The organism is Devosia polycyclovorans (genome assembly GCF_042181575.1).
Lineage (GTDB): Bacteria > Pseudomonadota > Alphaproteobacteria > Rhizobiales > Devosiaceae > Devosia > Devosia polycyclovorans.
On record NZ_CP170082.1, the window covers coordinates 2,315,064 to 2,337,327 of the forward strand.

The following is a 22,264-nucleotide window of genomic DNA, read 5'->3' on the forward strand; positions in this document are numbered from 1 at the left end:
GGCGGGAACACCCGGCGGACCGGGCGCTGGCGGACCTGAAGGGGCAAGGATCGCTCCTTGCCCCTCTACTGGTTTAGGCGCAGACGGGTGCCGGTTCTGCGGGACCGAGCTCACCGCCAAAGATCGAGGCGTCGTAGTCGACCGTATCGCGTTGGACTTCCTGGACCACGTTGAGAACGTCGTATTCGCTGGTGGGGGCATCGTTGCCCTGCACGACGAGCACAGACTTCATGCACTGGTGGTCTTCGGCACGGTAGAGCGTGCGGCCATTGCCCATGCCGTCGAACTCGTGGTCTTCCAGCGCCTTAATGACTTCAGGCGGATAGAAGGTGCCAGCGCGTTCAACTGCATCAGCATATAGCAGGGTCTGCACGTAGCAGGTGTGCGCGGCCTGCGACGGCGGCGAACCATAGGCAGCCCCGAACGACTTGGTGAAGGCGATGGAGCCTGGATCCTGCAGGTTCCAGTGCCAGTTCGAGGTGCCGTAGATGCCCTTGATGTTCTCACCGGCGCCCTTGGCCATCAGTTCGGAGAACAGCGGAACCACGATCTGGAAGTCCTTGCCGTTCGCTTGGCGGTCACGCATGCCGAACTGGACCGCCTGGGTCAGCGAGTTCACCATGTCGTTGCCGTAGTGGTTGAGGATCAGAACGTCGGCACCGGAGTTGAGAACCGGGGTGAGGAACTGCGAGAAGTCGCCGGCACCAAGTGGGGTGCGCACGGCCTCTACCGTCTCCCAACCGAGACCTTCAGTGGTGTTCTTGATCGATTCTTCCTGGGTCCAGCCCCAAGTATAGTCGGCGGTCAGGTGGTAAGCGCGGCGATCATTGCCATAGGCTTCACTCAGCACCGGACCCAGTGCCGTACCGGATTGGTAGGCGTTGAAGAAATGGCGGAAGCCGTAACGACGCTTGTCCTTGCCAGTGGTGTCGTTGGAGTGGGTTAGGCCGGCCATGAAAATGACGCCCATTTCCTGGCAGAGACCCTGCACTGCAATGGCCTCGCCTGAGGACGAACCGCCGGTGATCATGATGGCACCATCACGCTCGATCATGCGGGTTGCGCCGGCGCGGGCGACATCGGACTTGGTCTGGCTGTCAGAGGTGACAAAGCCGACTTTCTTGCCAAGGATGCCGTTGCCTTTCAGGGCAGAAGGGGTCAGCACATTGAGCAGACCACCGTCGCCTTCGCCATTGAGGTGGGCAATGGCCAACTCGTAGGCTTTCTGTTCGTCAGCGCCTTCTTCGGCATAGGCGCCGGTCAAGGGCAGGTTGAGGCCAAGAGTGACCGTGTCGCCCGTGGGGTTGTTGCAGAACTCCTGCGCCCACGCCCCCTTGGTGAACATCATGGGAGCAACGCCGGAACCGATTATGCCGGCCATGCCTGTCTGCAGAACCCTGCGGCGGGACATCCCGCTCTTCAAAAATGTCATCGATCTCCTCCTTTTGGCGCGGGGCGACCGATACTTTGCCAGCCACTCACCGCCTGCCTACTATTCGACACATTTGAAAACGTAGGCAATACACCATTGTAATTCCTATCAAAAATTGTAAATAGTTGTTCTGCTTGATGGCAGTTCCTGTCAATTCGTTGACAGGGCGGCGGTTCTTGGAGGAATGCCATGCGTGCGCCGATTGGATTTCGGATCAGCAACAGGCGGAAATCACTCAGGATTTCCCAGGCGGCGCTGGCGCGCCTCGTGGGAATCTCGCCGAGTTATCTCAACCTGATCGAGAACAATAAGCGGGACGTGGGCGGAGCGCTTTTGCAGCGTGTGGCGCTCCATTTGAATATCGACATCGACGATCTGACGGGCCAGTCAGAGCAGAAGCTGCTGCAAGATCTGGAAGAGGCCTATGCCGATCCGATGGTTGAGTCGCTGCCGTTTCAGCCTGACGAGCGGCGGCAGATGGTGGCTCAATATCCCGCGAGTGCGCTCGCAATGACTCGGCTGCACCGTGCCTATACCGAAGCTGTGGCCAGCGCGGACGCTTTCGCGGACCGGCTACGGTCCGATCCGCTGCTCGGTCAATTGTTGCATCAGGTACTTTCCGGCGTAACGGCGGTACGTTCCAGTGCTGAAATCCTGGAAGAGGTGCCGGACTTGCAGGAGGGTGAGCGGGATCGCTTTGTTGCCGCCATTGGACGCGAGACGCGGAATCTGGGCGCGGTGGCCCGCAATCTGATTGGTCACTTCGAAAATGCCAGCGCCGGGCGGCGCAGTGTCTCGGCGGCACGCGAGATCGACGATCTACTCATCGAGAAAACAAACTATTTCCCAGCGTTGGAAGACGCGGCCGGCAGCTTGCGTGGCGCTGTGGAAACTCATGGGGTCTTCGGAGTGCAGAGCCTGATGACGGCGCTTGAGAAACAGTTTGGCGTCCGAATAGTCGTTGGGGGATTGCCGCCGGGGGGACCTGAGGACTTTCCCGGTCAATATCGCTACTTTCCTGAACTTTCGACCATGTGGCTGCAGGGCGCGACCACGCTTGCCACGCGACAATTTCAACTGGCCCGGCTCTATGGAGAGTTGGCAGCGGGTTCGGTCATCGAAGCGGAGCTGGGAAAGGCTGCGCTGGCGTCCCAGGCGGCGTTGCGCCTGGCGCGGCGCGCTCTAGGATCATATCTGGCCGGGGCCATGGTCTTTCCTTACTCCCGCTTTCTCGAGCAGGCCGAAGCAATGACCTACGACATCGACCAACTGCGGCAAACTTTTTACGCGAGCTACGAGCAGGTTGCACACCGGTTGGTTTCGCTAAGGCGGGGTGGGGAGGAGGGGGTGCCGTTCGGCTTTCTGCGCTCCGACCCGGCAGGGCGCCTGACCAAGCACTATCCTTTGCCTGGGTTGCTATTGCCCTATTCAGGGCATGCTTGTCCGCTCTGGGCGATCTATGGCGCATTTCGAACACCTGACATGCCCGTGCGCCAAGTAGTCCGCTTCTCAGATGGGTCCCGCTACCTGTTTGTTGCTCGCACAGTGCAGAGACGAGCGGCGGCTTTCCATGAGCCGCCGGTCATGGCTTCGGTGATGCTGGCGTGCAATGTGTTGCATGCGGACAAGACTGTCTATGCGCAGGGACTGGATTTGGCAGACACCGAAGCGGATGTGGAGGTTGGCCCGACCTGCCGACTTTGTACGCGATCCAACTGTGCCAGCCGGCAGGAAGAGCCGCTGGCGCCCTCGCCGGGACGGGAAAATTTGCGGACGTCGCTCGTGCCAAACGGGATTACCCTTGGCGAAGGCGCATGATTGGGATTAATTAGCATGGCCTGCGGAGGGGAGACCGTAGGCATTTGGGGGGACTATTGGCCGTCGATATCTTGATCGCCGAAGATGAGCCTAGCATTCTGGAGTCGCTGGATTTTATCCTACGCCGCGCTGGCTGGAGCGTAGAATCAGTGACCGATGGCGAGGCTGTTCTGGAACGGGTGCGTCGTGAGCTGCCGCGCATTTTGGTGCTTGATGTCATGCTGCCCAAGCGCAGTGGCTTTGACGTCCTCAAGCAATTGCGTTCCGAGGCGGCAACCCGAATCCTGCCCGTCCTGATCCTGACGGCCAAGGGCCAGCAGCAGGATCGCCGCATCGCCGAGGAACTCGGCGCCGATGGTTTTGTAACCAAGCCCTATTCCAACGCCGAAGTTGTCGGGGCGGTGCGTCAGTTGCTGGGTGACGATGACGGCGCGCCGTAAGCTCGAAAGCGGCGTCTTCGTTTTCGCGGTGTTTGGTGCCCTGCTGATCATTCCGCCGCTGGTCTATATCTTCAATCACCCGATCCTGTTTTTCGGCGTACCCCAGATCGTCCTCTATCTGTTCGGGGTTTGGGCCCTCCTGGTTATCGGTGCCGCCATGCTGACGCATTACCTCCCCCGCGCCTCGGACGAGGACGTCCACGAAGGGGAGGAGTGATGCTTTCGGCCGATTTCGTCATAATCACGGCCATAGTCTATGTCGGCCTGCTCTTCGTGCTGGCCTATTTCGGGGACCGGCATACCCGGGCCAACAAGTCCTCCTTCCTGCGTTCGCCAGCGGTCTACACGCTCTCCATCTCGGTCTACTGCACGAGCTGGACATTCTATGGAGCGGTAGGCAATGCGGCCCGCGGCGGGCTGGAATTCCTGACCATCTATCTAGGCCCAACCATCGTCTTTGTCGGATGGTGGTTCGTGTTGCGCAAACTTGTGCGGATCGGACGCATGCAGGCCATCACCTCGATCGCGGACCTGCTGTCGTCGCGCTATGGCAAGTCGAGCCGGCTGGCCGTGCTCGTGACAGTGATCGCGGTGATCGGCATCACGCCCTATATCGCGCTGCAGCTCAAGGCGATTACGGCGTCCATTCAGGTTGTTGCTGAATCGGCGGAGGGCGCGCGCGGCAGCCTTGTCGGCGTCGACGACGGGGCTTTGGCCTTCGGGATAGCAGCCGGCATGGCGCTGTTCACCATTCTCTTCGGCACCCGCAACGTCGATGCCAAGGAACAGCATCACGGGGTGGTGGCCGCTATTGCCTTTGAAGCGGTGGTGAAGCTGGCCGCCCTGTTGGCAGTCGGGATTTTTGTGACCTTCGGTCTGGGCGGTGGCTTCGAGGGCGTCTATCGCGGCGCGGAGGCGGCCGGGATCGCCATTTACGAGGATGACCCATTTGGGCCGCGCTGGGTGGCCATGACGGTGCTGTCTGCAGCCGCGATCATCTGCCTGCCGCGTCAGTTCCAGATCACGGTGGTGGAAAATGCAAACGAGGATCACCTGCGCGTCGCAGGCTGGGCTTTCCCGGCCTATCTGCTGCTGATGAGCGTCTTCACCCTGCCGATCGCGCTTTACGGCATGACCGTCATGCCGGCTGGGGCCAATCCTGACATGTTCGTGCTGACATTGCCCCTGTCCGAGGGCCAGTCAGGCATTGCCCTGTTGGCATTTATCGGCGGTTTCTCATCTGCAACTTCAATGATTATCGTGGCATCAATCGCCTTGTCGATCATGGTGTCGAACCACATTATCATGCCGATCATCCTGCGCTCGTCCAATGTGGGGCAGGGTGATGGGCAGGGCGTGCGCCGATTGCTCCTGCTGAGCCGGCGGGTGTCGATCGGCGTTATTCTCACGCTCGGATTTCTGTACTTCTCGTTGACCGGGGACGATGCGCTGGCGCCCATCGGACTGATCTCTTTTGCTGGCGTGGCGCAGTTTCTTCCTGCGATCCTGGCAGGCCTTTACTGGCGCGAGGCAGCGCAGCGTGGCGCGGCGAGTGGGATCTTCGTGGGGTTTGTGGTCTGGGCATGGACCATGTTTCTCCCCAGCTTTGAAACCGTGCTGCCTTGGGTGTCGGACGTCATGTTGTACGGACCCTGGGGCATCGGGTTCCTGCGTCCCGAGAACCTGTTTGGCTTAGACGGGCTCGACCCGCTGGTGCACTCGGTCTTCTGGAGCCTGCTGCTCAACTGTGTTTTCCTTGTGCTTGGGTCGCTCTTTTCCAGCCAGTCGGCGTTGGAGCGTATTCAGGCCGCAGCATTTGTCGATGTTTTCCGCAGGCGGCCATTCGCACACCGCGGATTCATACCTGGCTCGGCGACAGCCAACGATCTCTATTTCGTGGCAGAGCGCGTTTTGGGCGAAAGACGCGCGGCATCGCTGTTTGAGGCTGCAGCTGAAGAGCGGGGGGTTGAACCGGCCATGCTGGAGCCAACGCCCGAGTTCATTTCGCGTCTGGAACGGGAACTGGCTGGTTCGATCGGGTCAGCCTCTGCACATGTCATGCTGGCGAAGGTGGTGGCTGGCGGCGACGTGTCGCTGGAAGAGATGATGCAGATGGCCGACGAGACTCAGCAGGTCATCGAGTATTCCCAGGAGCTGGAGAAGACTTCCGCCGAACTGCGGCTAACAGCCCGAAAGCTGGAAGACGCCAATGCGCAATTGCGGGAGCTGGACAGCCAGAAAGACGAATTCCTAAGCCAGGTGAGCCATGAAGTCAGGACGCCAATGACCTCCATCCGGTCATTCTCGGAAATTCTCATGGAGCCGGGAGAACTCAATGAGGGGCAGCGGCAGCGCTTCATCTCGACCATTCACCATGAAAGCCTGCGCCTGACCCGCCTGCTGGACGAGATTCTCGACCTCAGCGCGCTCGAAAGGGGCGAGCGGAACTGGCAGAACATGCCCGTGGATGCAGAGGAAGCACTCGATCGCGCCATTGCTGTCTGCGACGCTCTGTTGCGGCAGAAGGGCATGAGGGTGGAGTTTGGTGAGCGGGCGCATACCACCATAGTGGACGGCGACAGCGACCGTCTGTGCCAAGTGTTCATCAACCTGATTTCCAACGCGGTCAAATACAACGATGCCAACCATCCCATAGTCCGAATAAGCTCGAGCGTACGCGGTGGGCAGTTTTTGGTTGATGTGGCCGACAATGGGCCGGGCATTTCGAAGTCCGACCGCAAGCTGATTTTCGAAAAGTTCTGGCGCGGGGTCGAAGGGGGCGGTGATCAGGGCGGGGCGGGGCTGGGCCTAGCCATCAGCCGTCAGATCATTGCACGGATGAACGGCACCCTGGAACTGGTGCCGGGTTCTCTGCCGGGCGCCTGCTTTCGCGTCCGGCTGCCCGTGGTCAAATAGCGACTATCATCCCTGGCCTTCGTCCGGGATATTGAGCAGATGACCGCAGGCCTTGCAGTGCACTGCGTCGGGCTCGTGCCGGTGCAATCCGCATTGCGGACACGGGAAGTTCACCTTGGCCGGCCGAAAGATCAATTGGGCAAGCCTGACGAACAGGGAAATGCCTATGATCATCACCACAATCGAAACGAGCTTGCCGAAGGTGCCAGGCAGGACGATGTCGCCAAAGCCCGTTGTGGTCATGGTTGTTACAGTAAAATAGAGGGCATCGATATAGCCCGCGATGCCCGAATCCCGCCGGGCAAAGGCAGTATAGACAAAGCCGGTCACCACGAAGATGAAGACAAGCAGGTTGATGACCGCCTGGATCGTCTCCCGATATTCGCCCAGGCCACGCTTTTCCAGCGGACGCCATACCATGCTGCTGCGCGACAGGGTCCAGAGGCGCAGAATGCGCAGGAAGCCCAGGTTGAATAGCCATGTGGGCGCCAGCAGGGTTATCAGGATGAAGATGTCGATGATGACTGGCAATTGCCGGAGCCAGCGCATGGGGTGGGTTGCGGCAAGGCCGCGGGCGATCAGATCAATGGCCAGGATGGCGGCAATTGAGTAGTCGATCCAGAGGAAAGTCTCGCTCTCCCGCAACAATGGGGTCGCGATAAAGAACGCGATGATCGCCAAATCGACCAGCAAAATGACGGTCTGAAATCGCAGGGCCTTGGCCGATTGCCCGTGATAGAGCAACCGCAGCCTGGAGCGGAGGCGGTTCAGTGCAGAGTCTTCGCTGTCGTCTTTTGAGGTTGACGTATCTGGGGAGGCCACTGTGGCTCGCTTTGTTCGGCGCAGGCTGGGCGCTCAACAGAGGACGATTTGCGGTTTAGTTCAAGGCCCACCCAGCGCGCTTGGATGAGCCTTGGCTCAACAGAGTTGCGGATTTGTGCAAGGCTGGTTCTGGTTCTGGTTTTGCCGCGTACCTGATCCCGGTCCCGAAACCAGGGAACCGGCAGGCGACTGATTGGGTGCCACAAGGCAGGCCTGGGCACCGGAGACGCGGAATTGCGGGAGAAAGCTGGACTGGATGTTGGGCAGTGGAAAATTGGCCGCTGCGCCGCTCCGCTCCGGGTCAGACCAGGTGAAGAGGTTGGCATTTCCGCCCACCCCCGCACCTATGTCGCAGCGATCCGTGAGATCGACACAGGATGCGCCCTGACAGAGGCGCAAGGCGCCGTCGAAGAGCATGACCAAACTCTGTCCACCACCGACCGTCAGGTCAAAGCGTGTGCCGCGCACGGCGATGGAGGCCGTCGGCGTGTCAATGGAATAGACGGGTTTCGGGCTGTTGCCAGAGATGAATCGGAACGTGCCGGCCAGGGCGTTGACTGCGAATTTGTCCGCGCCAGTGCCAGCCAGCAGGTAGGTTTCGATCTGAAGCGAGCTGCGCGGACCGACCACGAGCCGGGTCTGATCGTCGAATAGCAGTTGAACAGTGCCGGATGGGCCCGTGACAATAGTTTCACCGACCGAAACATCTGTTCCCACGACGAGTGTCCGCTCTGCCGAACCAGCCCGTGCAAGCGCGTCGGGGCGTACGCCGACGGCTGTGCCCTCTGCGGCAGCAAGGGCCAGGCCGGGTAGGCTGACCATAGAGATGGCGAAGAAGGCTGCAAGTCTATTCATGGCGATATCCATTCAACACTGCCGCTGAACGGGACATGAACCGTCCAGATCCTTCGCTATACTAGCAGTATTCGGGCTTGCGCGTAACGGGGTGTTCGCCGCCCGCTGACCCATACATAGGGTAGAGCGACTGGTTGCCGCCTGGACCGAGGCGCGCTATGTGCAGCACAAACAACAACCGGCGCGAGGCCGGACAAGGGGACCCCATGAAGCTGGCCTTCGTCATTCCCGCCTACAATGAAGAAGCGCTGATCGGCAAATGCCTGGAATCGGTGATGGCGGAAATCAAGCGCTCTGGCGCCGATGCGGACATAATCGTCGTCAATAATGCCTCGACCGACAGGACGGGGGAAATCGCTCGAAGCTTTGCCGGTGTGCGCGTGGTGGATGAGCCCAAGAAGGGCCTCGTCAATGCGCGAGACGCCGGCTTTGCGGCCAGTGAGGGCTATGAACTGGTGGCCAATATCGACAGCGACACGATCGTGCCTGAGGGCTGGCTCGATGTGGTGATGCGCGAATTCAGCCAGGACAACAAGCTGGTTTGCCTCAGTGGTCCTTACGTCTATTACGACATGGCTCCCTTCAATCGCTTCCTGATCAGCCTGTTCTATGGCCTGACCTATCTCATCTATGTGCTCAACCGCTTCGTGCTGCGGGTGGGCTCGGTGGTGCAGGGGGGCAATTTTGTCTTCAAGCGCCAAGCATGGGCCGATGTCGGTGGGTATGACCGGAGCATCGAGTTTTTCGGCGAGGACACGGACGTTGCCGTGCGACTTTCGCGGGTGGGCGGGGTCAAATGGACCTATGCGCTCAAAATGAAGACCTCAGGCCGGCGCCTGGAGAAGGAAGGCGTGTTCCGCACAGCCGGTACGTATACCCTGAACTTCTTCTGGGTGACTTTTCGGGGCAAGCCCAAGACCAAAAACTATACCGACATCCGGCCGCAATAGCTTGCTCACCAATGCCGGCGGCTGTGGGTAGCGTTGCGCGGACAATGCGCTAAACTCCGGCCAGCCACATGTCGTGGCCGGAGTCGCCCGGCCGATGAGCATATCGTCCCAGCTTCCACCGATCCCTTTGGCGCTGGCCAGCGCCAGCCTCCGCGCGCTCGCCCAAGCGGCCGGACAGACCGTGGAAGCCCGCGTTCTGGCCCAGGCCAGTAACGGCGCCACGCATGTGCAGATCGGGCGGCAGGTCGTGTCGCTCAATCTGCCGCAAAGTCAGCCGGTGGGCGCGACGCTCACGTTGTCAGTGCAGCAGGCTGATGGTCAATTGCGCCTGACGCTGGAGGCTGTGCGATTGCCGGTGAGCGGACAGGTACTCGTGTCCGGCCCGACCCAGCATACGCCAGCAACGCAGGTGCAGCTGTCGCCAGCGGCGTTGTCCGGGGGCACACCAGTCCTGAACTCTGCGGCGGGCCCTGCTGTTCAGTCATCCAACCAGACGCAGTTTTCGCAAGCAGGAGGTGTGTCCACAGCGGCATCTGCTCCAGTTTCACGCCCTGTACAGTCGGCTCCGTCGCCGGGTCCGTATGGGTTAGGCAACCCGCAGTCGCAAAGCGGTGGAGCGGTGCCGGCACCTGTGGTTGTATCTGCCCCGGCACCGGCCGGCTCCCGGGTCGATGCTGCCGCCTCTTTGCCTCCCAGCGCGGGCACCTCTGCGTCGCCGGCCAGCGGCTCGCCAATCGTGCGTCCTACAGTTGCTACCGGGGCTCAATCCGCTCCTCTGCCGGCCGCGGCGGCGGAAGCTCCGGCCGTCAGCGGTGCCGTCACAACGGCATCTGCGGCGTCGGTCAATGTGCGCCAGGCGCCCGCACCGCTGGGACAGATTGGGGTTTCCGCGCCGGCGGCGCAGTTGTCGGCCAGTCCACCAACGATCGCCATGCCAAGGGTCGACATTCACTATGCGGTTGCGGCCCCGGCGGTCGGGCGGCCTGTGCCTGTTGTCAGCGTGGCTGGATCGGCTAGCACGGCTCTCCCGCCCGTTGCAGAGACCGTGCCGGCCAGCGTTGTTGGCCAGCATGCGCCATCGCCCAATCCAGGGGGCGCCTCGACAGCGACCAATGGGCCAGTACAGCAGGTTGCGGCGCAGGTGCCGGCGGCCAGCAGCCCCCAGGCCGCGCTGGCGCAGATGGTTCAGCAGGCCTTGCCACGGCAGGATAGCATGGTTGGGCTCACGACCGCACTTACCGCCGCGGTCAGCACTTTCGTGTTGCCCGAACCTGTGGCCAAGGCAGCACAGCAGGTGCTTGCTGGGCGTGTAGCCCTGGACGGTCAGCAAGTCACTGGCGCAGCCCTCAAATTGGCCGTGCAAAAGTCCGGAATTTTTCAGGAGGCGATGCTGGCCGCCGGACAAGGTGCTCAGGCCGCTGGGGATGCCAAATCGGCCCTGCTGGGATTGCGACAGAGCCTCGGCGCATGGCTCGGGCAGCAGGCGCCGGTTGCCCAGGTTGCAAGCGTTGCACCGCCCTTGCGCGGGCTGTTGCCGCGTGCCAGGGCCGGCGATGGCGGGACACCTTCATTGCCTGACGATGTCCTGGAGGCTGGCAAAATCCTGCTGGAACGGACCGACGCGGCGTTATCGCGCTTGCGCCTGCACCAAAGCGCATCGATCCCGGAACCGCATGCATCCCGGCAGGATGCCCAATGGAGTCTCGACTTGCCCGTGGTCGTGGCGGGGCAGCAGCATTTACTGCAGATGCAGATACACAAGGATCCCGAAAGCGAAGGGGATCGCCCTGAGGGGCGCGGCTGGCAAATTCGCTTCGCCATCAATTTATCGGATGCGGGGGAAATTGGCGCGCAGATTTCCTTGCGGGCCAACACCGCGGGCGTGCTGCTCTGGGCCGACCGGGCCGAGACGGCGGCGATGCTGGCAGAGGACGCCGAAGGGTTAAAAGAAGCCCTGAGTGGGGTCGGGCTGACGCCGGGCGCGGTGGTGATACGGACCGGAGCGCCCATGCCGGCACCCAAAATGTTACAGGCTCAACCTTACGGGCAGAATCTGGACGCGACGCGATGAGTGAGGATGAGGATGCCAAGGCGCGGTCGCTGGCAGTGGCGTTGCACTATGAGGAGGGTTCCAAACAAGCACCTCGGGTGGTGGCCAAAGGGCGAGGCGTGCTGGCTGACAGGATCGTCGCACTGGCAGAAGAAAATGGCGTTGTGATCGAGGCCAATCCGGTTCTGGCAGAGGCCCTGAGCGGGGTCGAATTGGACGAGAGCATACCCATCGAGCTTTATGACGCCATGGCCGTAGTCATTGGGTACGTCTTGCGCCAGACCAGACGTTGACCTTGTGAGAGCCAGGCAGACTTCCCATCTTTGAGCGGGACAGACAGGGAGAGTGCCATGTTGCGAGACGACGACAAACGCGCCAGTGAGGATTTGTTTGAGCGGCTGCGCCGGGTGGAGCGCAATAGCGGGCCGCGCGATGCGGATGCGGAAGCGCTGATCCACCAGCGGCTGCGAGAATACCCCGCCGCCGCCTATTACATGGCTCAAACCATCATTGTGCAGGAGGCCGCGCTGCGCGAACAGCAGGCGCGGATAGAGACTCTCGAGCATGAGGCAAAGAGCGGCGGGTCGGGATTTCTGGGAAGCATCTTTGGAGATGACACCCGAGGCCAGCGCCCGCAACAGCCTCCGGAACAGCGTCAGAGGGGTCCCTGGGATCGACCGCCTGGCGGAGGTTTCCTGGCCGGGGCTGCGCAAACGGCCCTTGGAGTGACCGGGGGACTGCTGCTGGGATCGGCCATTGCTGGTATGTTCAGCGATCCGGCACAAGCTGCGGAAGCGCCGGCAGAACCCGAGGAGCCACCGGCCGATGAGGGTTTTGACGGGGGCGATGACTGGGCTGGCTTCGATATCGGCGGCGACTTCTAGCGCTCAGCGAACGCTGCGCTTTTCGTAGAACTCGTTGCCGCCCGCTTCGAGCACATAGAACATATTGTTGTAAGGGAAGCGCAGCCCGGCTGTGTGGAAGTGCTGCGCATTCTGCACCCCGGGGTGACGTGCGCCGGCGAGCACCTGATCAGCGACCTGCGCCGCCAGAACAGCGCCACTATCGGTCATAGGCCGTGTCAGGACGCCTTGGGCGAACTGGTTCTTCTGACCCACCACAGCGCAGACGGATTTTGGGTAGCGGGGATCGTGCAATCTGTTCATGACAACCGTTCCGACGGCGAGCATGCCTTCGGCGCTGGAACGGTTGGACTCGAAATACATTGCCCGCATCATACATTCCTTCTCACTTAGCTGGGCCATGCCAAAGTTGAGACCCATGACGCTGCAGCCGGCCAGGCTCAGACCGGCGATGGCGGCCGCGACTAGGCGAAGAACGGGCTGGATTGAGAGGTGCATAAGATAGTCCGGGACGTGGCGAAAAAGTCGCTCATCCCGAAAATGCGCGCGCAGCCTTAAGGAAACCCTTATCGGATCGGTGAACAGTATCTTACCTGCGCTTCAGCAGCTGCGAGAGCAGCAACGCGGTGCAGACGAAAGCAATTGCGGGCAGGGGGTCGCGACGAACCATATTTGCCCCCCGAAGGGCCTGCTTACCGGTGGCATCGGCGATTTCTCGGCCGTGCGAGGCGGCCATATGGCCAAATTCCTGCACCCGATCGCTCCAATCTCCAGTCTGCTTACCGAGCATATTGCTCAAGCGCCGGACGTCGTGCCGCATAGCTTGCAACTGTGATTCCAGACTATGCGGATCGTGCCGGTGAATTCCAAGATGGGCCAGCAAGGTGTCCAGGGACATGATTTGCTCCGTGTTTGACGGTTAACGGTCAGAATGTCGGCGTAGTTCCATGCCTTGAACTACCTGAGACCAGCGCCATCTAGTGAGGATGGAGGGGACCCGCATGAGTAAGAGCACAGATCGGCTGAACCGGTTGTTTGACCGTCTGGAGAGGCGGATTCCGAATTTGGCAGCCAACTGGCTGGCGCGGCTGCGGCGGCCGGGGGCACGCTGGGTCCGAATTCCGCTGGGTGTCCTGCTCGTACTGGGCGGCATATTCAGCTTCTTGCCGGTGCTCGGAATCTGGATGCTGCCGCTGGGCTTGCTGCTGCTAGCCGTAGACCTGATTTTCCTGCAGGGTCCCGTCAACACGGCCGTGCTCCGTGGCAGCCGCTGGTGGACCAATTGGCAGCGGTCTCGTCGCGACAAGAAGCGGGGCGGCAAGTAGCGTTACGCCGTAAGGGCGTAGTGTGCCTCGATCACGTCCACGGCCTCGGCGAGGCGCTGATCGATGATATGCAGATACTGCGTCCAGTCGGCCATCTTGGTGACCTCGGCCTTGCCATCAGAAATGCCGCGCAAGGCGAGCAGGGGTACGCCGAAGGCATGGCAAGCGCGCAGGATGGCAAAGGTTTCCATGTCCACCATGTCTTCGGGGACTGCGTCATATGCCACGCCGGACACCACATTAGCGCCGGTTGAAAGCGTCGCCTGATTGAGTCCGGGCAGCGCCGGCTCGAGCGGCAGGGTCGCCGGCATATCGCTGAACGGGGTTACGCCCTTGGGGAAACCCAGCGCTGACGCGTCCATATCCCGGTAGGAAACCGAAACAGCCTGATAGACTGAGCATTGCTCCAATCTGCGCGAACCGGCTGATCCCAATGATACGACCAGCTTTGGCAGGCTTCCGGCCATTGCTGCCAGAATGCGCGTGGTGTTCACGGCCGCTTCCACCGGACCGATGCCGATCATGTGAGGATTGATGCGCGCGCGCAGGCAGGGGCCAAGTTCTGGTTCTGCGGCCATGAGATAGAGAATTTTCATGACCCGAAATCTATCATGGACCGCAGGTTCGCCAAGCCAGTTCGAGACAAGCCGCCGGCCTTTCGAGGAACTGGCCGCGACAAGTATCGCGGCCAGCACAATGGGCTATCTCATGCGGCCTTTTTCGTCTTTGCCGCCCGGGGAGCCCGCTTGCGGGGTGACTTGATGGTCTTGGCTGCCTCAGCCGCAATCTCGGAAACCGCCTTGAACCAATAAGCCTGATCCTGACCTTGGGGACGGCCGTCGGCCTCCCACATCTGGTAGGCGCGACGTTGTATATCCTCGTGCATCTCAGCACTCCTTGATGGACAGAGCGCGGAAAGCCTGCGCGCTTATGGTTTACGAGTGGTAAATGGCCGGCACTGTGTGTTGCCCGGTCTGCGTCTTCGCTCAATTCGGACGCATCTGTCGAATTGCGGTCGTTCCTGTCGTCGCGTCAGCAGTACACAGGAGGGATCAGCATGGTTCTGAAGGAGTTGGAAGTCGTTACACTGTTCGTCGGGGACATCGCGGCGACGCGCGCCTTCTACGAGTGGGTATTCAATGTGGATATCGTCTATTCGGATGACGTTTCTGCGGTCTTCGGTTTCGGGGGCGTGATGGTCAACTTGCTGCAATCGAAGCAGGCGCCCGAACTGGTTTCGCCTCTGGAGACGGGCGGCGAGGGCATCCATATGCTGCTGACCATCAGGGTCGAGGATGTCGACGTCGAAAGCGCCAGGCTGAAGACGTTGGGCGTGGCACTGCTCAATGGCCCGACCGATCGGCCTTGGGGGCGGCGCACTGCGGCCTTTGCCGATCCGGCCGGGCATGTGTGGGAACTGGCCCAGGTGATCTGACGCGGGCCGGCGTCGAGATGCGCTGACCTCGCTCGTCGCGGAACAGTTGACGGGGTCGATCAAGACCGCTGACACGCTTTGTCATCACCTCCGATTAGCCGTTGAGACCAGAGGCCGGGCCTCCTAATGTCTCCTCGGCCAAAAGCACTGGACGCAAGCCATGAAGCCGTTTCACCAGATCCTGGCGAACAACCTGGTCGCCAATATCACCAACTTCACGGTGTGGTTCGCCATTACCTTCTGGGTGTTCCTCGAGACCAAGTCGGTTTTTGCCACAGGCATGATCGCAGGGTTCTATCTCGTGTTCACCGCAGGCTTTGGCTTCTGGTTCGGCTCGATTGTCGACCACAATGCCAAAAAGCACGCCATGCTCGCCTCCAGCGTAGCTTCGGCACTGTTCTACGTCCTTGCCCTGGGGATGATGCTGGCGGAGCCTGAAGGGGCCTTTCGCGATCCCTATGGGTGGTACCTGTGGGGTTTTGTCCTATTGATCATGTTGGGCGTGATTGCGGGCAATATCCGATCGATCGCCCTGCCGACCCTTGTGACAATTTTGATTGCCGAGGATGAGCGCGACAAGGCCAATGGGCTCGTGGGCATGGTGACCGGGATCGGGTTCCTGACCACCTCGGTGATATCCGGCTTCCTGGTGGCCTATACCGGCATGTTCGGGGTGATGGTGCTGGCCCTGGCGGCCACTGGCTTCGTCTTCTTGCACCTCGCATTGGTTCAGATTGACGAGGGGCGCGTGGCGCCAGATCCGGAGGTGCCGCTCGAACCCAAGCGGGTGGATATTGCCGGGACCATTCGAGTGGTGGCTGCAGTGCCGGGCCTGTTCGCCCTGATCTTTTTTGCGTGTTTCAACAATTTTCTGGGCGGCATCTTCATGGCATTGCTCGATGCCTATGGGTTGTCGCTGGTGCCGGTGGAAATCTGGGGTCTGACTTTTGGCGTCCTGTCCACCGCGTTCATTCTCTCGGGCATAATCATTTCCAAGACTGGCCTGGGCAAAAATCCGCTGCGCACCCTGTTGCTGGTCAATGTCATTACCTGGTCGGTGTGCTGCGTTTTCACCATCCAGTCCTCGTTCTGGCTGCTGGCGGCAGGATGTTTTGTGTGGATGTTCCTGGCGCCCTATGCTGAGGCGGCCGAACACACCACATTGCAAAAAGTGGTGCCGCTCGAACGCCAGGGCAGGGTGTTTGGCTTCGCCCAGTCGGTGGAGCAATCGGCTTCGCCGCTGACGGCATTCCTGATCGGGCCCTTCACGCAGTTCGCAGTCATACCCTTCATGACGGATGGGACCGGGGCGCAGATGATAGGCGGCTGGTTTGGCACGGGCCCCGACCGCGGCATGGCGCTGGTCTTCAGTGTTGCCGGATTGATCGGCCTTCTGGCGACTATCCTTGCCTTCAATTCACGCTATTATCGGGACCTCTCAGCTGCCTATGCCAGGAACAAGGACGATGATGGCGAAAGCGGCGGGGCAGAAGTGGCTAGCCCCGCCTGATCGGCACTATGCAGGGACGGTAGTCTAGGGTGCCGTCTCCTCACCGTGGGGGCAAAGCCAGGGCCAGCAACTGCAAGACAGACAGCGGCCACGATCACCCAACCATAATGCCGATCCGTTTGGATTGTCCCTCCGTGCAGGAATACACCTGATGAAGCGCCTGCCGATCGACGCGGACAAGCGAAATTTATCTTTCGTTCCGCGCCCCGCCTTGCCCAGACGTCCTAGGGGTCACATATTCAATCCATGAGCGAAAGAAATCCAGCTCGCCGCGCCGACGCGGTGACGCCCAAGGGAGAAGTCCGGGACGAGGTGTCCGCCTTTGTGCGGAAAGTGGGACTTATGGCCCGTCCAAATGCGGCTGAGGACGGGCGCCTGTTGTTCGGTATGGACGCCACCATGAGCCGGCAGCCGACCTGGGACATGGCCATCTCGTTGCAGGCGGGCATGTTCGAGGCCATTCCCAGGGATTCGCATCTCCAGGTGCAGTTGATCTATTTCCGAGGGTTGGGCGAATGCCGCGCTTCAAAGTGGGTGCTTGACGCCACGGCATTAGCCCGGCTGATGAGCACCATTTCCTGTCAAGGCGGCAATACGCAGATCGGTCGGATATTTTCGCACGCGCGTGACGAACACCGGAAGCGGCGGATTAACGCAGCGGTCTATGTCGGAGACGCGATTGAGGAAAATGTCGACGCGTTGTGCGCCCAGGCAGGGGAGCTCGGCGCAATGGGCTTGCCGCTCTTTGTTTTCCAGGAGGGCCATGACAGTCGAGTCGAGGCGGCGTTCCGCGAGTTCGCGCGACTCTCCACGGGTGCCTATGCGCGGTTCGACAGTTCTGCACCGCAACAATTGGCGGACCTGCTCAAGGCCGTCGCTGCCTATGCCAGCGGCGGGCGGGCACATCTCAAACTGCAGTCGAGCGGCGCGGCACGGGCTCTTCTTACCCAAATCGAGAAGCGATGAGCTGGATTTTTCTGGGCGCACTTGGTCTGATTGGCATTCTCTGGTTGGGCTATGCGCTGCGCAATTTCGACCGTCGCATTGTCATGCGCGGTCTGCGTTGGATCGTGGGTGGAGGGGCTGCTGCTATCGCTGCTGCGGCCCTGGTGTTTCGGCGCATCGATATTGCCATGATCCTGGGGGCGGTGGCCGCCTCAATTCTGTTGCGCGGTCGACTCGGTCAGTTTTCTTTCGACAGCATCGGGTCCGGCCCATCCAATGTGTCCAAGGTGCGCAGCCGCTACCTCGCCATGGAGCTCGATCATGATACCGGCGAACTGGGAGGCCGCGTGCTGGACGGACAGTTTGCCGGTTGGGATTTGATGGATTTGGGCGAAGCAGAGACGCGGGCGCTGATCAATGAGATCGGACACGACGCGGAAAGCGTCAATCTGCTCGAAAGCTGGCTCGACACGAACCGTGCGGGCTGGAGGGAGCACTTCGCCGAGCAAGACGCAGGCGGCGGGAGCGAGCGGGCCGGCAATGGTTCAGCTCGCGATCCGGCAGCGGAAGCCTATGCCGTGTTGGGTCTGGAGCCCGGCGCCAGCGACGAGGAGATCAAGGCGGCTCACCGTGAGCTGATGAAGGGTGTGCATCCGGATCGTGGCGGGTCGGAGTTCCTGGCGGCCAAGATCAATGAAGCGCGGGATTTTTTGCTGGGGCGGTGAGGCCAGACGGGCCGATTTCCCTTAGTCGATGGCCCGGAGGCCGCGGCGCTGCCCAAGAGCCACCCACAGGGCCAGGGGCGCCATGGCAAGACCCGCCCAGCCATAGGCTGGCAGGATGCCGACGCGCTCGGCCAGAAAACCGAAGGCAAGTGTGCCAATGATGCCCGAGACGTTTTCCGCCATCACCAGAGCGGAAGTTGTGGTGGCGCGGCTCGTGCCTTCCATCACCCGATGAAACCGGGCTTCTGCAAGCACACCCAGTGGCGCCATCAAAACATAGGCAAGGCAGAGCAGGAGCACGTACCACGGGGTTGTGCCAAGGGAGGCAAGGACCAGGAGACCACCGCCAATGAGCGGCAGCAGCCAGGCGAGCCAGGGGCGGCCGGACAGGCGGTGAGCATGGATGCTCGACAAGGCGTAGAAGAACTCAATACTGGCGCCGGCTATGCCCCAGGCCCAGACCGGCAGGTTGACGGCGAGAAAGTAGAGCTGGTCGAATTCTTCGATGAGTTCGAAGACGACCAGCCCGACAGCGATATAGGTGGTCACAAAGCGCAGTCTGGCATGGCGGCGAAACTCGCCAATCGCGTCGACGAAATGTGAGAAATACCCCGTTGGTGACAAAGCTGGACTCGCCGCTGCGGACCCGCGGCGGGTATCGTGCAGCCAGACCGCAATCAGCGACGCCAGCAGCAGAGGTGGAATTGATAACCAGAGGCCCCAATCGAAGCTGAAATAGGCGACAAAGCCGCCCAGCAGCGCCCCCAGCCCAATGCCGAACTCCTCGGCGGCATTGTCGCGACCCAGTACCTTGTCAAACTCCGCGCTCAGACCCTCGTGATCCATGCGCTCATAAAGCAGCGCTTCGCGCGAGCCAGATTGCAGCGCCTGGGCGAGGCTCCAGAAGAAAAAGCCCGCGGCATAGAACCAGAAATTGCCTGCGGCAAAGATCCAGAACAGGAAGGTCAGAGTCTTGAAGAGTGGCGCTGCGACAAGCAGCCAGCGCCGGTCATAGTGGTCGGACAAGGCTCCTGAGGGCATTTCGAGCACGATGGCCGTTGCCGACCAGAAAGCCAGCAAAAGTCCGATTTCGCTCAGCGAGAGCCCTTCAAGCTCGAACAGCGCTGTATAGAAGGCGTATGCCAGGATGAAATCGAACAGGAAGGCATAGGCGTAGTAGAGCCGCAGGAAGCGACGAAGGCTATGAGGTCGATGTGATTGGGCGGGACTGGCCAATGCTAACATCCGGACGGATCGAACTGCCAAGAAACGCTAGGCTCACCCGGCGAGCCATGCTAAACCGGCGCCAAAATCGACGCCACAGATACGGAATCGAAAATTGGCCCAATCCGGTATCAAGCAGTTTCTGACCGAAATCTTCTCGTGGTGGGGTGGTAACACCTGGGGGACGCGTCTCTGGATCCGCCGTTTTGGCGACTATGTCGGCTCGGACGAATTCGGCAATCGCTACTATCAGGATCGTAAAGCCAATCGGCGCTATGTAACCTACGCCGGCGGCTTTGCCGATGCTTCTGCCATTCCGCCGGGCTGGCACGGGTGGATGCACCATAGGTCTGATGTAGTGCCTAGCAACGCCGAGTATGAGCCGCGCGCCTGGGAAAAACCGCACCAGCCCAATCTCACCGGTACTGCCGCGGCTTACCGCCCCGATGGCAGCCTGCTCAACAAAGGTGAACGTCCGCGCGTCACCGGTGACTATCAGGCCTGGTCGCCCGAATAAGGGTGCCCGGCTTGCGGCAATCCACCAGAAATATGGTTTGGCCGCTGCTGGCAGCGGCTTTTGTTGCTTTGGCTCCGATAGCGCAGGCTCAGCCGGTGGCGAACCCTGTTGCAACCTTTGCAGGGTTGGACAAAATCACCGGGCGGATTACGCGGTTTGACGTCTATATCGATGAGACCGTGCTGTTCGGCGCGCTCGAACTGACGCCGCGGGCCTGCTACGACCGGCCCAGCAGCGATACGCTGCAGCGCACATCTGCCTTTCTCGAGGTCAACCAGATGAGCCTGGATGGTTCAGGTGAACGGATCTTCACCGGCTGGATGTTCGCCGACAGTCCTGCGCTCAATGCTGTAGATCACGCCGTCTATGATGTGTGGCTGATCGAGTGCAAGACCTCCACCAACGTACCGCCGCCTGACCAGCGATAGTTTTTCTCCTTGAGTGTCGAAGTTGAATGCTTCTCTCGTCGAGAAGTCAGACCACCGCCCACAAAGGAGAGCCAGCCATGATGACCTTGCCTCAAATTACCGTGCGGACCGAACAGACTTATGTCTACGTGCCCTTCACCGTGACCATGCAGCAGATGCAGAGGCCTGCCAATGAAGGTTTCCCGCAGGTGTTTGCCTATGTCGAGAAACATGGCCTGAAACGTATCGGGGCGGCGTTCTACAACTACCGGCGGATCAATATGGCGGAAACGCTCGATGTCGAGGCGGGAATCGCGGTGGACAGCGCTGGACCGGAGGAGGGTGTCGTGAAGGTAGGCACCTTGCCGGGCGGGAACTTTATGGGCGTGACCTGGCACGGCCATCCGGACAAGCTCGAGACTGTGACCGGCGTGTTGATCGGTTGGTCGCGTCTGACGCAGCAGCCGTTCGATCAACGCACCGAAGGCAAGGACGACTACTTTGCCTGTCGTCTTGAGCTCTACGAGAGCGACCCTGCGCAGGTTCCGAACATGGACGAGTGGGTGACCACGCTGGCTTTCAAGCTCAGGGATTAGGCATCAGAACATCTCGTCCAGAGCGCAGTAGAAGCGGTATCTGGCTTCGTCCCATTCGGCCCCGTAGGCGGACAGGAAGGGCGCGATGTGTTCGCTTCCAAGATTGTATTGGATGCTGCGACAGGCAAGAGCCAGGTCCTGCCAGACATCGGCAAGGCCCGTTCGGCCGCAATCGACCATTCCGGAGAAGCGTCCGTCGACGGCAAGGATGTTGGGCGTCGAGGCATCGCCGTGGGTAACGATCTGCTGGCGGGGTTGAGGTCTATTGGCTTTGAGCCAGTCCAGCACCTGGCCGGCCGTCCAGCCCGAGCGTTCCTCATCGAAGTCGGTTTCGTCTACGAGGCCGGCCTCCAAGCGGGCTTCTGCCTCGGCCAGGCGCGCGTCGATACCGTGGTCGAATGGGCAGGTGGTGGTGTCGAGTGCGTGCAGCCGTTTGAGGCCCTGAGCGTAGGCTCGGACAAAGGTGTCCGGTTGGTCGAGATAATGGGTCAGGTCCCGGCCCGGCACCGCGCTCATCAACAGCCACAAGTCCTCTGCGCCCTGCTCGGCGTCGATGACGCGGGGCGCCTTGAAGCCCATGCTGGTGAGCCAGTTCAGGCGCTCTATCTCGCCAGGGAGCTCGGCGAGCGCATGCAATGGCTCGGATTTGAGGAAGACTGCGGTGCCATCGGCCAGGGCAATGCGCCAGACTGATGCGATGGACTCACCAATATTAATCGGCGACCAGTCAAGGTCGCGGAGCGGCGAGAAGCTTTCGGGGAGATTGTCAGGCTTCATCTATGGTCCAGGCGTGCCAACTACCTTCGCGTAGCAGAGCCAGGCTCAGACGGTCTTCGTATTCTGTACGGGGAATTTCTATGCCGCCCAGCGAGGCGAGATGGTCGGTCAGGAATTGTGTGTCGAGCAATTCATAGCCACCGGCATTGAGGCGGTCGACCAAATGCGCCATGGCCATCTTGGAGGCATCGGTGCGCCGGTGGAACATGGACTCCCCGAAAAAGGCCGCGCCTATTGCCAGGCCATAGAGGCCGCCGATCAGGTCGTCTCCATCCCAGACTTCAACCGTGTGGGCAATGCCGCGCCGGAACAGCTCACCATAGACAGATCGGATTGTGCCATTGATCCAGGTGGATTGGCGATCATTGCCCACCGTGGCGCAGCCGTCGATGATACCGTCCCAGTCGGTATCGACGCGAATCGACCACCCGGACTTGCGCATCACTTTGCGAAGGCTCTTGCTGGCATGAAAGCCATCCAGCGGGATGATGCCGCGCATGTCCGGACTGACCCAGAAGAGATCATTGTCCGCGGCATCCTCAGCCATGGGGAAAATGCCCGCCCGATAGGCGCGGATTATCAGCTCTGGGGTGATCTCGACCGAAAATGGATCAGTTTGGCGGGCCATGTGTCCAAAGATAAGGGGCGCTCTCGCGC

At 60.8% G+C, this 22,264-nt stretch carries 26 protein-coding genes; 16 read left to right on the forward strand and 10 right to left on the reverse strand.

Annotated features, from left to right (window positions below; translation table 11 throughout):
- Positions 1-73 precede the first annotated feature (73 nt).
- Complete coding sequence (locus ACE4RL_RS11630) at positions 74-1,432, reverse strand: substrate-binding protein (protein WP_375597297.1); 1,359 nt, start codon at positions 1,430-1,432, stop codon at positions 74-76.
- A gap of 189 nt (positions 1,433-1,621) precedes the next feature.
- On the opposite strand from ACE4RL_RS11630, the gene ACE4RL_RS11635 reads away from it, so the two are divergent.
- Genes ACE4RL_RS11635 through ACE4RL_RS11650 form a run of 4 tightly spaced genes read left to right on the forward strand, consistent with a single transcriptional unit; the run spans position 1,622 to position 6,606 of the window.
- Entirely contained in the window at positions 1,622-3,250 is a 1,629-nt protein-coding gene (locus ACE4RL_RS11635) for a short-chain fatty acyl-CoA regulator family protein (protein ID WP_375597298.1), read from the forward strand.
- 56 nt (positions 3,251-3,306) lie between these two features.
- Positions 3,307-3,690 carry a response regulator transcription factor gene (locus ACE4RL_RS11640; RefSeq protein WP_375597299.1) on the forward strand — a complete coding sequence of 128 codons (384 nt, stop codon included), beginning with the start codon at positions 3,307-3,309 and terminating at the stop codon, positions 3,688-3,690.
- Positions 3,674-3,907 carry a hypothetical protein gene (locus ACE4RL_RS11645; RefSeq protein WP_375597300.1) on the forward strand — a complete coding sequence of 78 codons (234 nt, stop codon included), beginning with the start codon at positions 3,674-3,676 and terminating at the stop codon, positions 3,905-3,907. Before ACE4RL_RS11640 ends, ACE4RL_RS11645 begins: the two co-directional genes overlap by 17 nt.
- Positions 3,907-6,606: an ATP-binding protein gene (locus ACE4RL_RS11650; protein WP_375597301.1), complete on the forward strand. Its 2,700-nt coding sequence runs from the start codon at positions 3,907-3,909 to the stop codon at positions 6,604-6,606. Before ACE4RL_RS11645 ends, ACE4RL_RS11650 begins: the two co-directional genes overlap by 1 nt.
- A gap of 6 nt (positions 6,607-6,612) precedes the next feature.
- Here ACE4RL_RS11650 and ACE4RL_RS11655 read toward each other — a convergent pair whose 3' ends face one another.
- Positions 6,613-7,428 carry an ion channel gene (locus tag ACE4RL_RS11655; RefSeq protein ID WP_375597302.1) on the reverse strand — a complete coding sequence of 272 codons (816 nt, stop codon included), beginning with the start codon at positions 7,426-7,428 and terminating at the stop codon, positions 6,613-6,615.
- Between the two features lie 96 nt (positions 7,429-7,524).
- Positions 7,525-8,283 carry a FecR domain-containing protein gene (locus ACE4RL_RS11660; protein ID WP_375597303.1) on the reverse strand — a complete coding sequence of 253 codons (759 nt, stop codon included), beginning with the start codon at positions 8,281-8,283 and terminating at the stop codon, positions 7,525-7,527.
- Between the two features lie 206 nt (positions 8,284-8,489).
- Between ACE4RL_RS11660 and ACE4RL_RS11665 the strand changes: the two genes are divergently transcribed.
- The 4 genes from ACE4RL_RS11665 to ACE4RL_RS11680 all read left to right on the forward strand — a co-directional run bounded on the left by ACE4RL_RS11665 (position 8,490) and on the right by ACE4RL_RS11680 (position 12,167).
- Positions 8,490-9,233 carry a glycosyltransferase family 2 protein gene (locus tag ACE4RL_RS11665; RefSeq protein ID WP_375597304.1) on the forward strand — a complete coding sequence of 248 codons (744 nt, stop codon included), beginning with the start codon at positions 8,490-8,492 and terminating at the stop codon, positions 9,231-9,233.
- Positions 9,234-10,446: 1,213 nt separating this feature from the next.
- Positions 10,447-11,304, forward strand: coding sequence for a flagellar hook-length control protein FliK (locus ACE4RL_RS11670; protein WP_375597305.1), 858 nt, complete (start codon positions 10,447-10,449; stop codon positions 11,302-11,304).
- Positions 11,301-11,576: an EscU/YscU/HrcU family type III secretion system export apparatus switch protein gene (locus ACE4RL_RS11675; RefSeq protein WP_375597306.1), complete on the forward strand. Its 276-nt coding sequence runs from the start codon at positions 11,301-11,303 to the stop codon at positions 11,574-11,576. Before ACE4RL_RS11670 ends, ACE4RL_RS11675 begins: the two co-directional genes overlap by 4 nt.
- 57 nt (positions 11,577-11,633) lie before the next feature.
- Positions 11,634-12,167, forward strand: a complete 534-nt coding sequence (locus tag ACE4RL_RS11680; protein WP_375597307.1) for a DUF2076 domain-containing protein — start codon at positions 11,634-11,636, stop codon at positions 12,165-12,167.
- Between the two features lie 3 nt (positions 12,168-12,170).
- On the opposite strand, the gene ACE4RL_RS11685 is transcribed toward ACE4RL_RS11680, so the two are convergent.
- On the reverse strand, positions 12,171-12,644 hold the full coding sequence (locus ACE4RL_RS11685; RefSeq protein ID WP_375597308.1) for a cell wall hydrolase: 474 nt from the start codon (positions 12,642-12,644) through the stop codon (positions 12,171-12,173).
- 91 nt (positions 12,645-12,735) lie between these two features.
- Positions 12,736-13,044 carry a hypothetical protein gene (locus ACE4RL_RS11690; protein WP_375597309.1) on the reverse strand — a complete coding sequence of 103 codons (309 nt, stop codon included), beginning with the start codon at positions 13,042-13,044 and terminating at the stop codon, positions 12,736-12,738.
- Positions 13,045-13,147: 103 nt separating this feature from the next.
- Here ACE4RL_RS11690 and ACE4RL_RS11695 point away from each other — a divergent pair, with 103 nt between their 5' ends.
- Complete coding sequence (locus ACE4RL_RS11695) at positions 13,148-13,471, forward strand: hypothetical protein (protein WP_375597310.1); 324 nt, start codon at positions 13,148-13,150, stop codon at positions 13,469-13,471.
- 2 nt (positions 13,472-13,473) lie between these two features.
- Here ACE4RL_RS11695 and ACE4RL_RS11700 read toward each other — a convergent pair whose 3' ends face one another.
- Positions 13,474-14,067, reverse strand: coding sequence for a 5'-methylthioadenosine/S-adenosylhomocysteine nucleosidase (locus ACE4RL_RS11700; RefSeq protein WP_375597311.1), 594 nt, complete (start codon positions 14,065-14,067; stop codon positions 13,474-13,476).
- 110 nt (positions 14,068-14,177) lie between these two features.
- Positions 14,178-14,357: a DUF2934 domain-containing protein gene (locus ACE4RL_RS11705; RefSeq protein ID WP_375597312.1), complete on the reverse strand. Its 180-nt coding sequence runs from the start codon at positions 14,355-14,357 to the stop codon at positions 14,178-14,180.
- A 171-nt stretch (positions 14,358-14,528) separates the two neighbouring features.
- On the opposite strand from ACE4RL_RS11705, the gene ACE4RL_RS11710 reads away from it, so the two are divergent.
- From ACE4RL_RS11710 to ACE4RL_RS11725, 4 genes are all read left to right on the forward strand, one after another.
- The gene (locus ACE4RL_RS11710; protein ID WP_375597313.1) at positions 14,529-14,906 is read left to right on the forward strand and encodes a VOC family protein; all 378 of its coding nucleotides are present in this window, start codon (positions 14,529-14,531) and stop codon (positions 14,904-14,906) included.
- 160 nt (positions 14,907-15,066) lie between these two features.
- Positions 15,067-16,416: an MFS transporter gene (locus ACE4RL_RS11715; protein ID WP_375597314.1), complete on the forward strand. Its 1,350-nt coding sequence runs from the start codon at positions 15,067-15,069 to the stop codon at positions 16,414-16,416.
- 246 nt (positions 16,417-16,662) lie between these two features.
- Positions 16,663-17,382: a VWA domain-containing protein gene (locus ACE4RL_RS11720; RefSeq protein ID WP_375597315.1), complete on the forward strand. Its 720-nt coding sequence runs from the start codon at positions 16,663-16,665 to the stop codon at positions 17,380-17,382.
- Entirely contained in the window at positions 17,379-18,086 is a 708-nt protein-coding gene (locus ACE4RL_RS11725) for a DnaJ domain-containing protein (protein WP_375597316.1), read from the forward strand. Before ACE4RL_RS11720 ends, ACE4RL_RS11725 begins: the two co-directional genes overlap by 4 nt.
- 21 nt (positions 18,087-18,107) lie before the next feature.
- On the opposite strand, the gene ACE4RL_RS11730 is transcribed toward ACE4RL_RS11725, so the two are convergent.
- Positions 18,108-19,322, reverse strand: coding sequence for an MFS transporter (locus tag ACE4RL_RS11730; protein ID WP_375597317.1), 1,215 nt, complete (start codon positions 19,320-19,322; stop codon positions 18,108-18,110).
- Between the two features lie 118 nt (positions 19,323-19,440).
- Here ACE4RL_RS11730 and ACE4RL_RS11735 point away from each other — a divergent pair, with 118 nt between their 5' ends.
- The 3 genes from ACE4RL_RS11735 to ACE4RL_RS11745 all read left to right on the forward strand — a co-directional run bounded on the left by ACE4RL_RS11735 (position 19,441) and on the right by ACE4RL_RS11745 (position 20,830).
- Positions 19,441-19,827 carry an NADH:ubiquinone oxidoreductase subunit NDUFA12 gene (locus ACE4RL_RS11735; protein WP_375600271.1) on the forward strand — a complete coding sequence of 129 codons (387 nt, stop codon included), beginning with the start codon at positions 19,441-19,443 and terminating at the stop codon, positions 19,825-19,827.
- A gap of 32 nt (positions 19,828-19,859) precedes the next feature.
- Positions 19,860-20,255 carry a DUF2155 domain-containing protein gene (locus tag ACE4RL_RS11740; protein ID WP_375597318.1) on the forward strand — a complete coding sequence of 132 codons (396 nt, stop codon included), beginning with the start codon at positions 19,860-19,862 and terminating at the stop codon, positions 20,253-20,255.
- Positions 20,256-20,332: 77 nt separating this feature from the next.
- The gene (locus ACE4RL_RS11745) at positions 20,333-20,830 is read left to right on the forward strand and encodes a GyrI-like domain-containing protein (RefSeq protein WP_375597319.1); all 498 of its coding nucleotides are present in this window, start codon (positions 20,333-20,335) and stop codon (positions 20,828-20,830) included.
- A 3-nt stretch (positions 20,831-20,833) separates the two neighbouring features.
- On the opposite strand, the gene ACE4RL_RS11750 is transcribed toward ACE4RL_RS11745, so the two are convergent.
- Positions 20,834-21,607: an APH(3') family aminoglycoside O-phosphotransferase gene (locus ACE4RL_RS11750; RefSeq protein WP_375597320.1), complete on the reverse strand. Its 774-nt coding sequence runs from the start codon at positions 21,605-21,607 to the stop codon at positions 20,834-20,836.
- Entirely contained in the window at positions 21,597-22,235 is a 639-nt protein-coding gene (aat, locus tag ACE4RL_RS11755; protein WP_375597321.1) for a leucyl/phenylalanyl-tRNA--protein transferase, read from the reverse strand. Before aat ends, ACE4RL_RS11750 begins: the two co-directional genes overlap by 11 nt.
- Positions 22,236-22,264 lie beyond the last annotated feature (29 nt).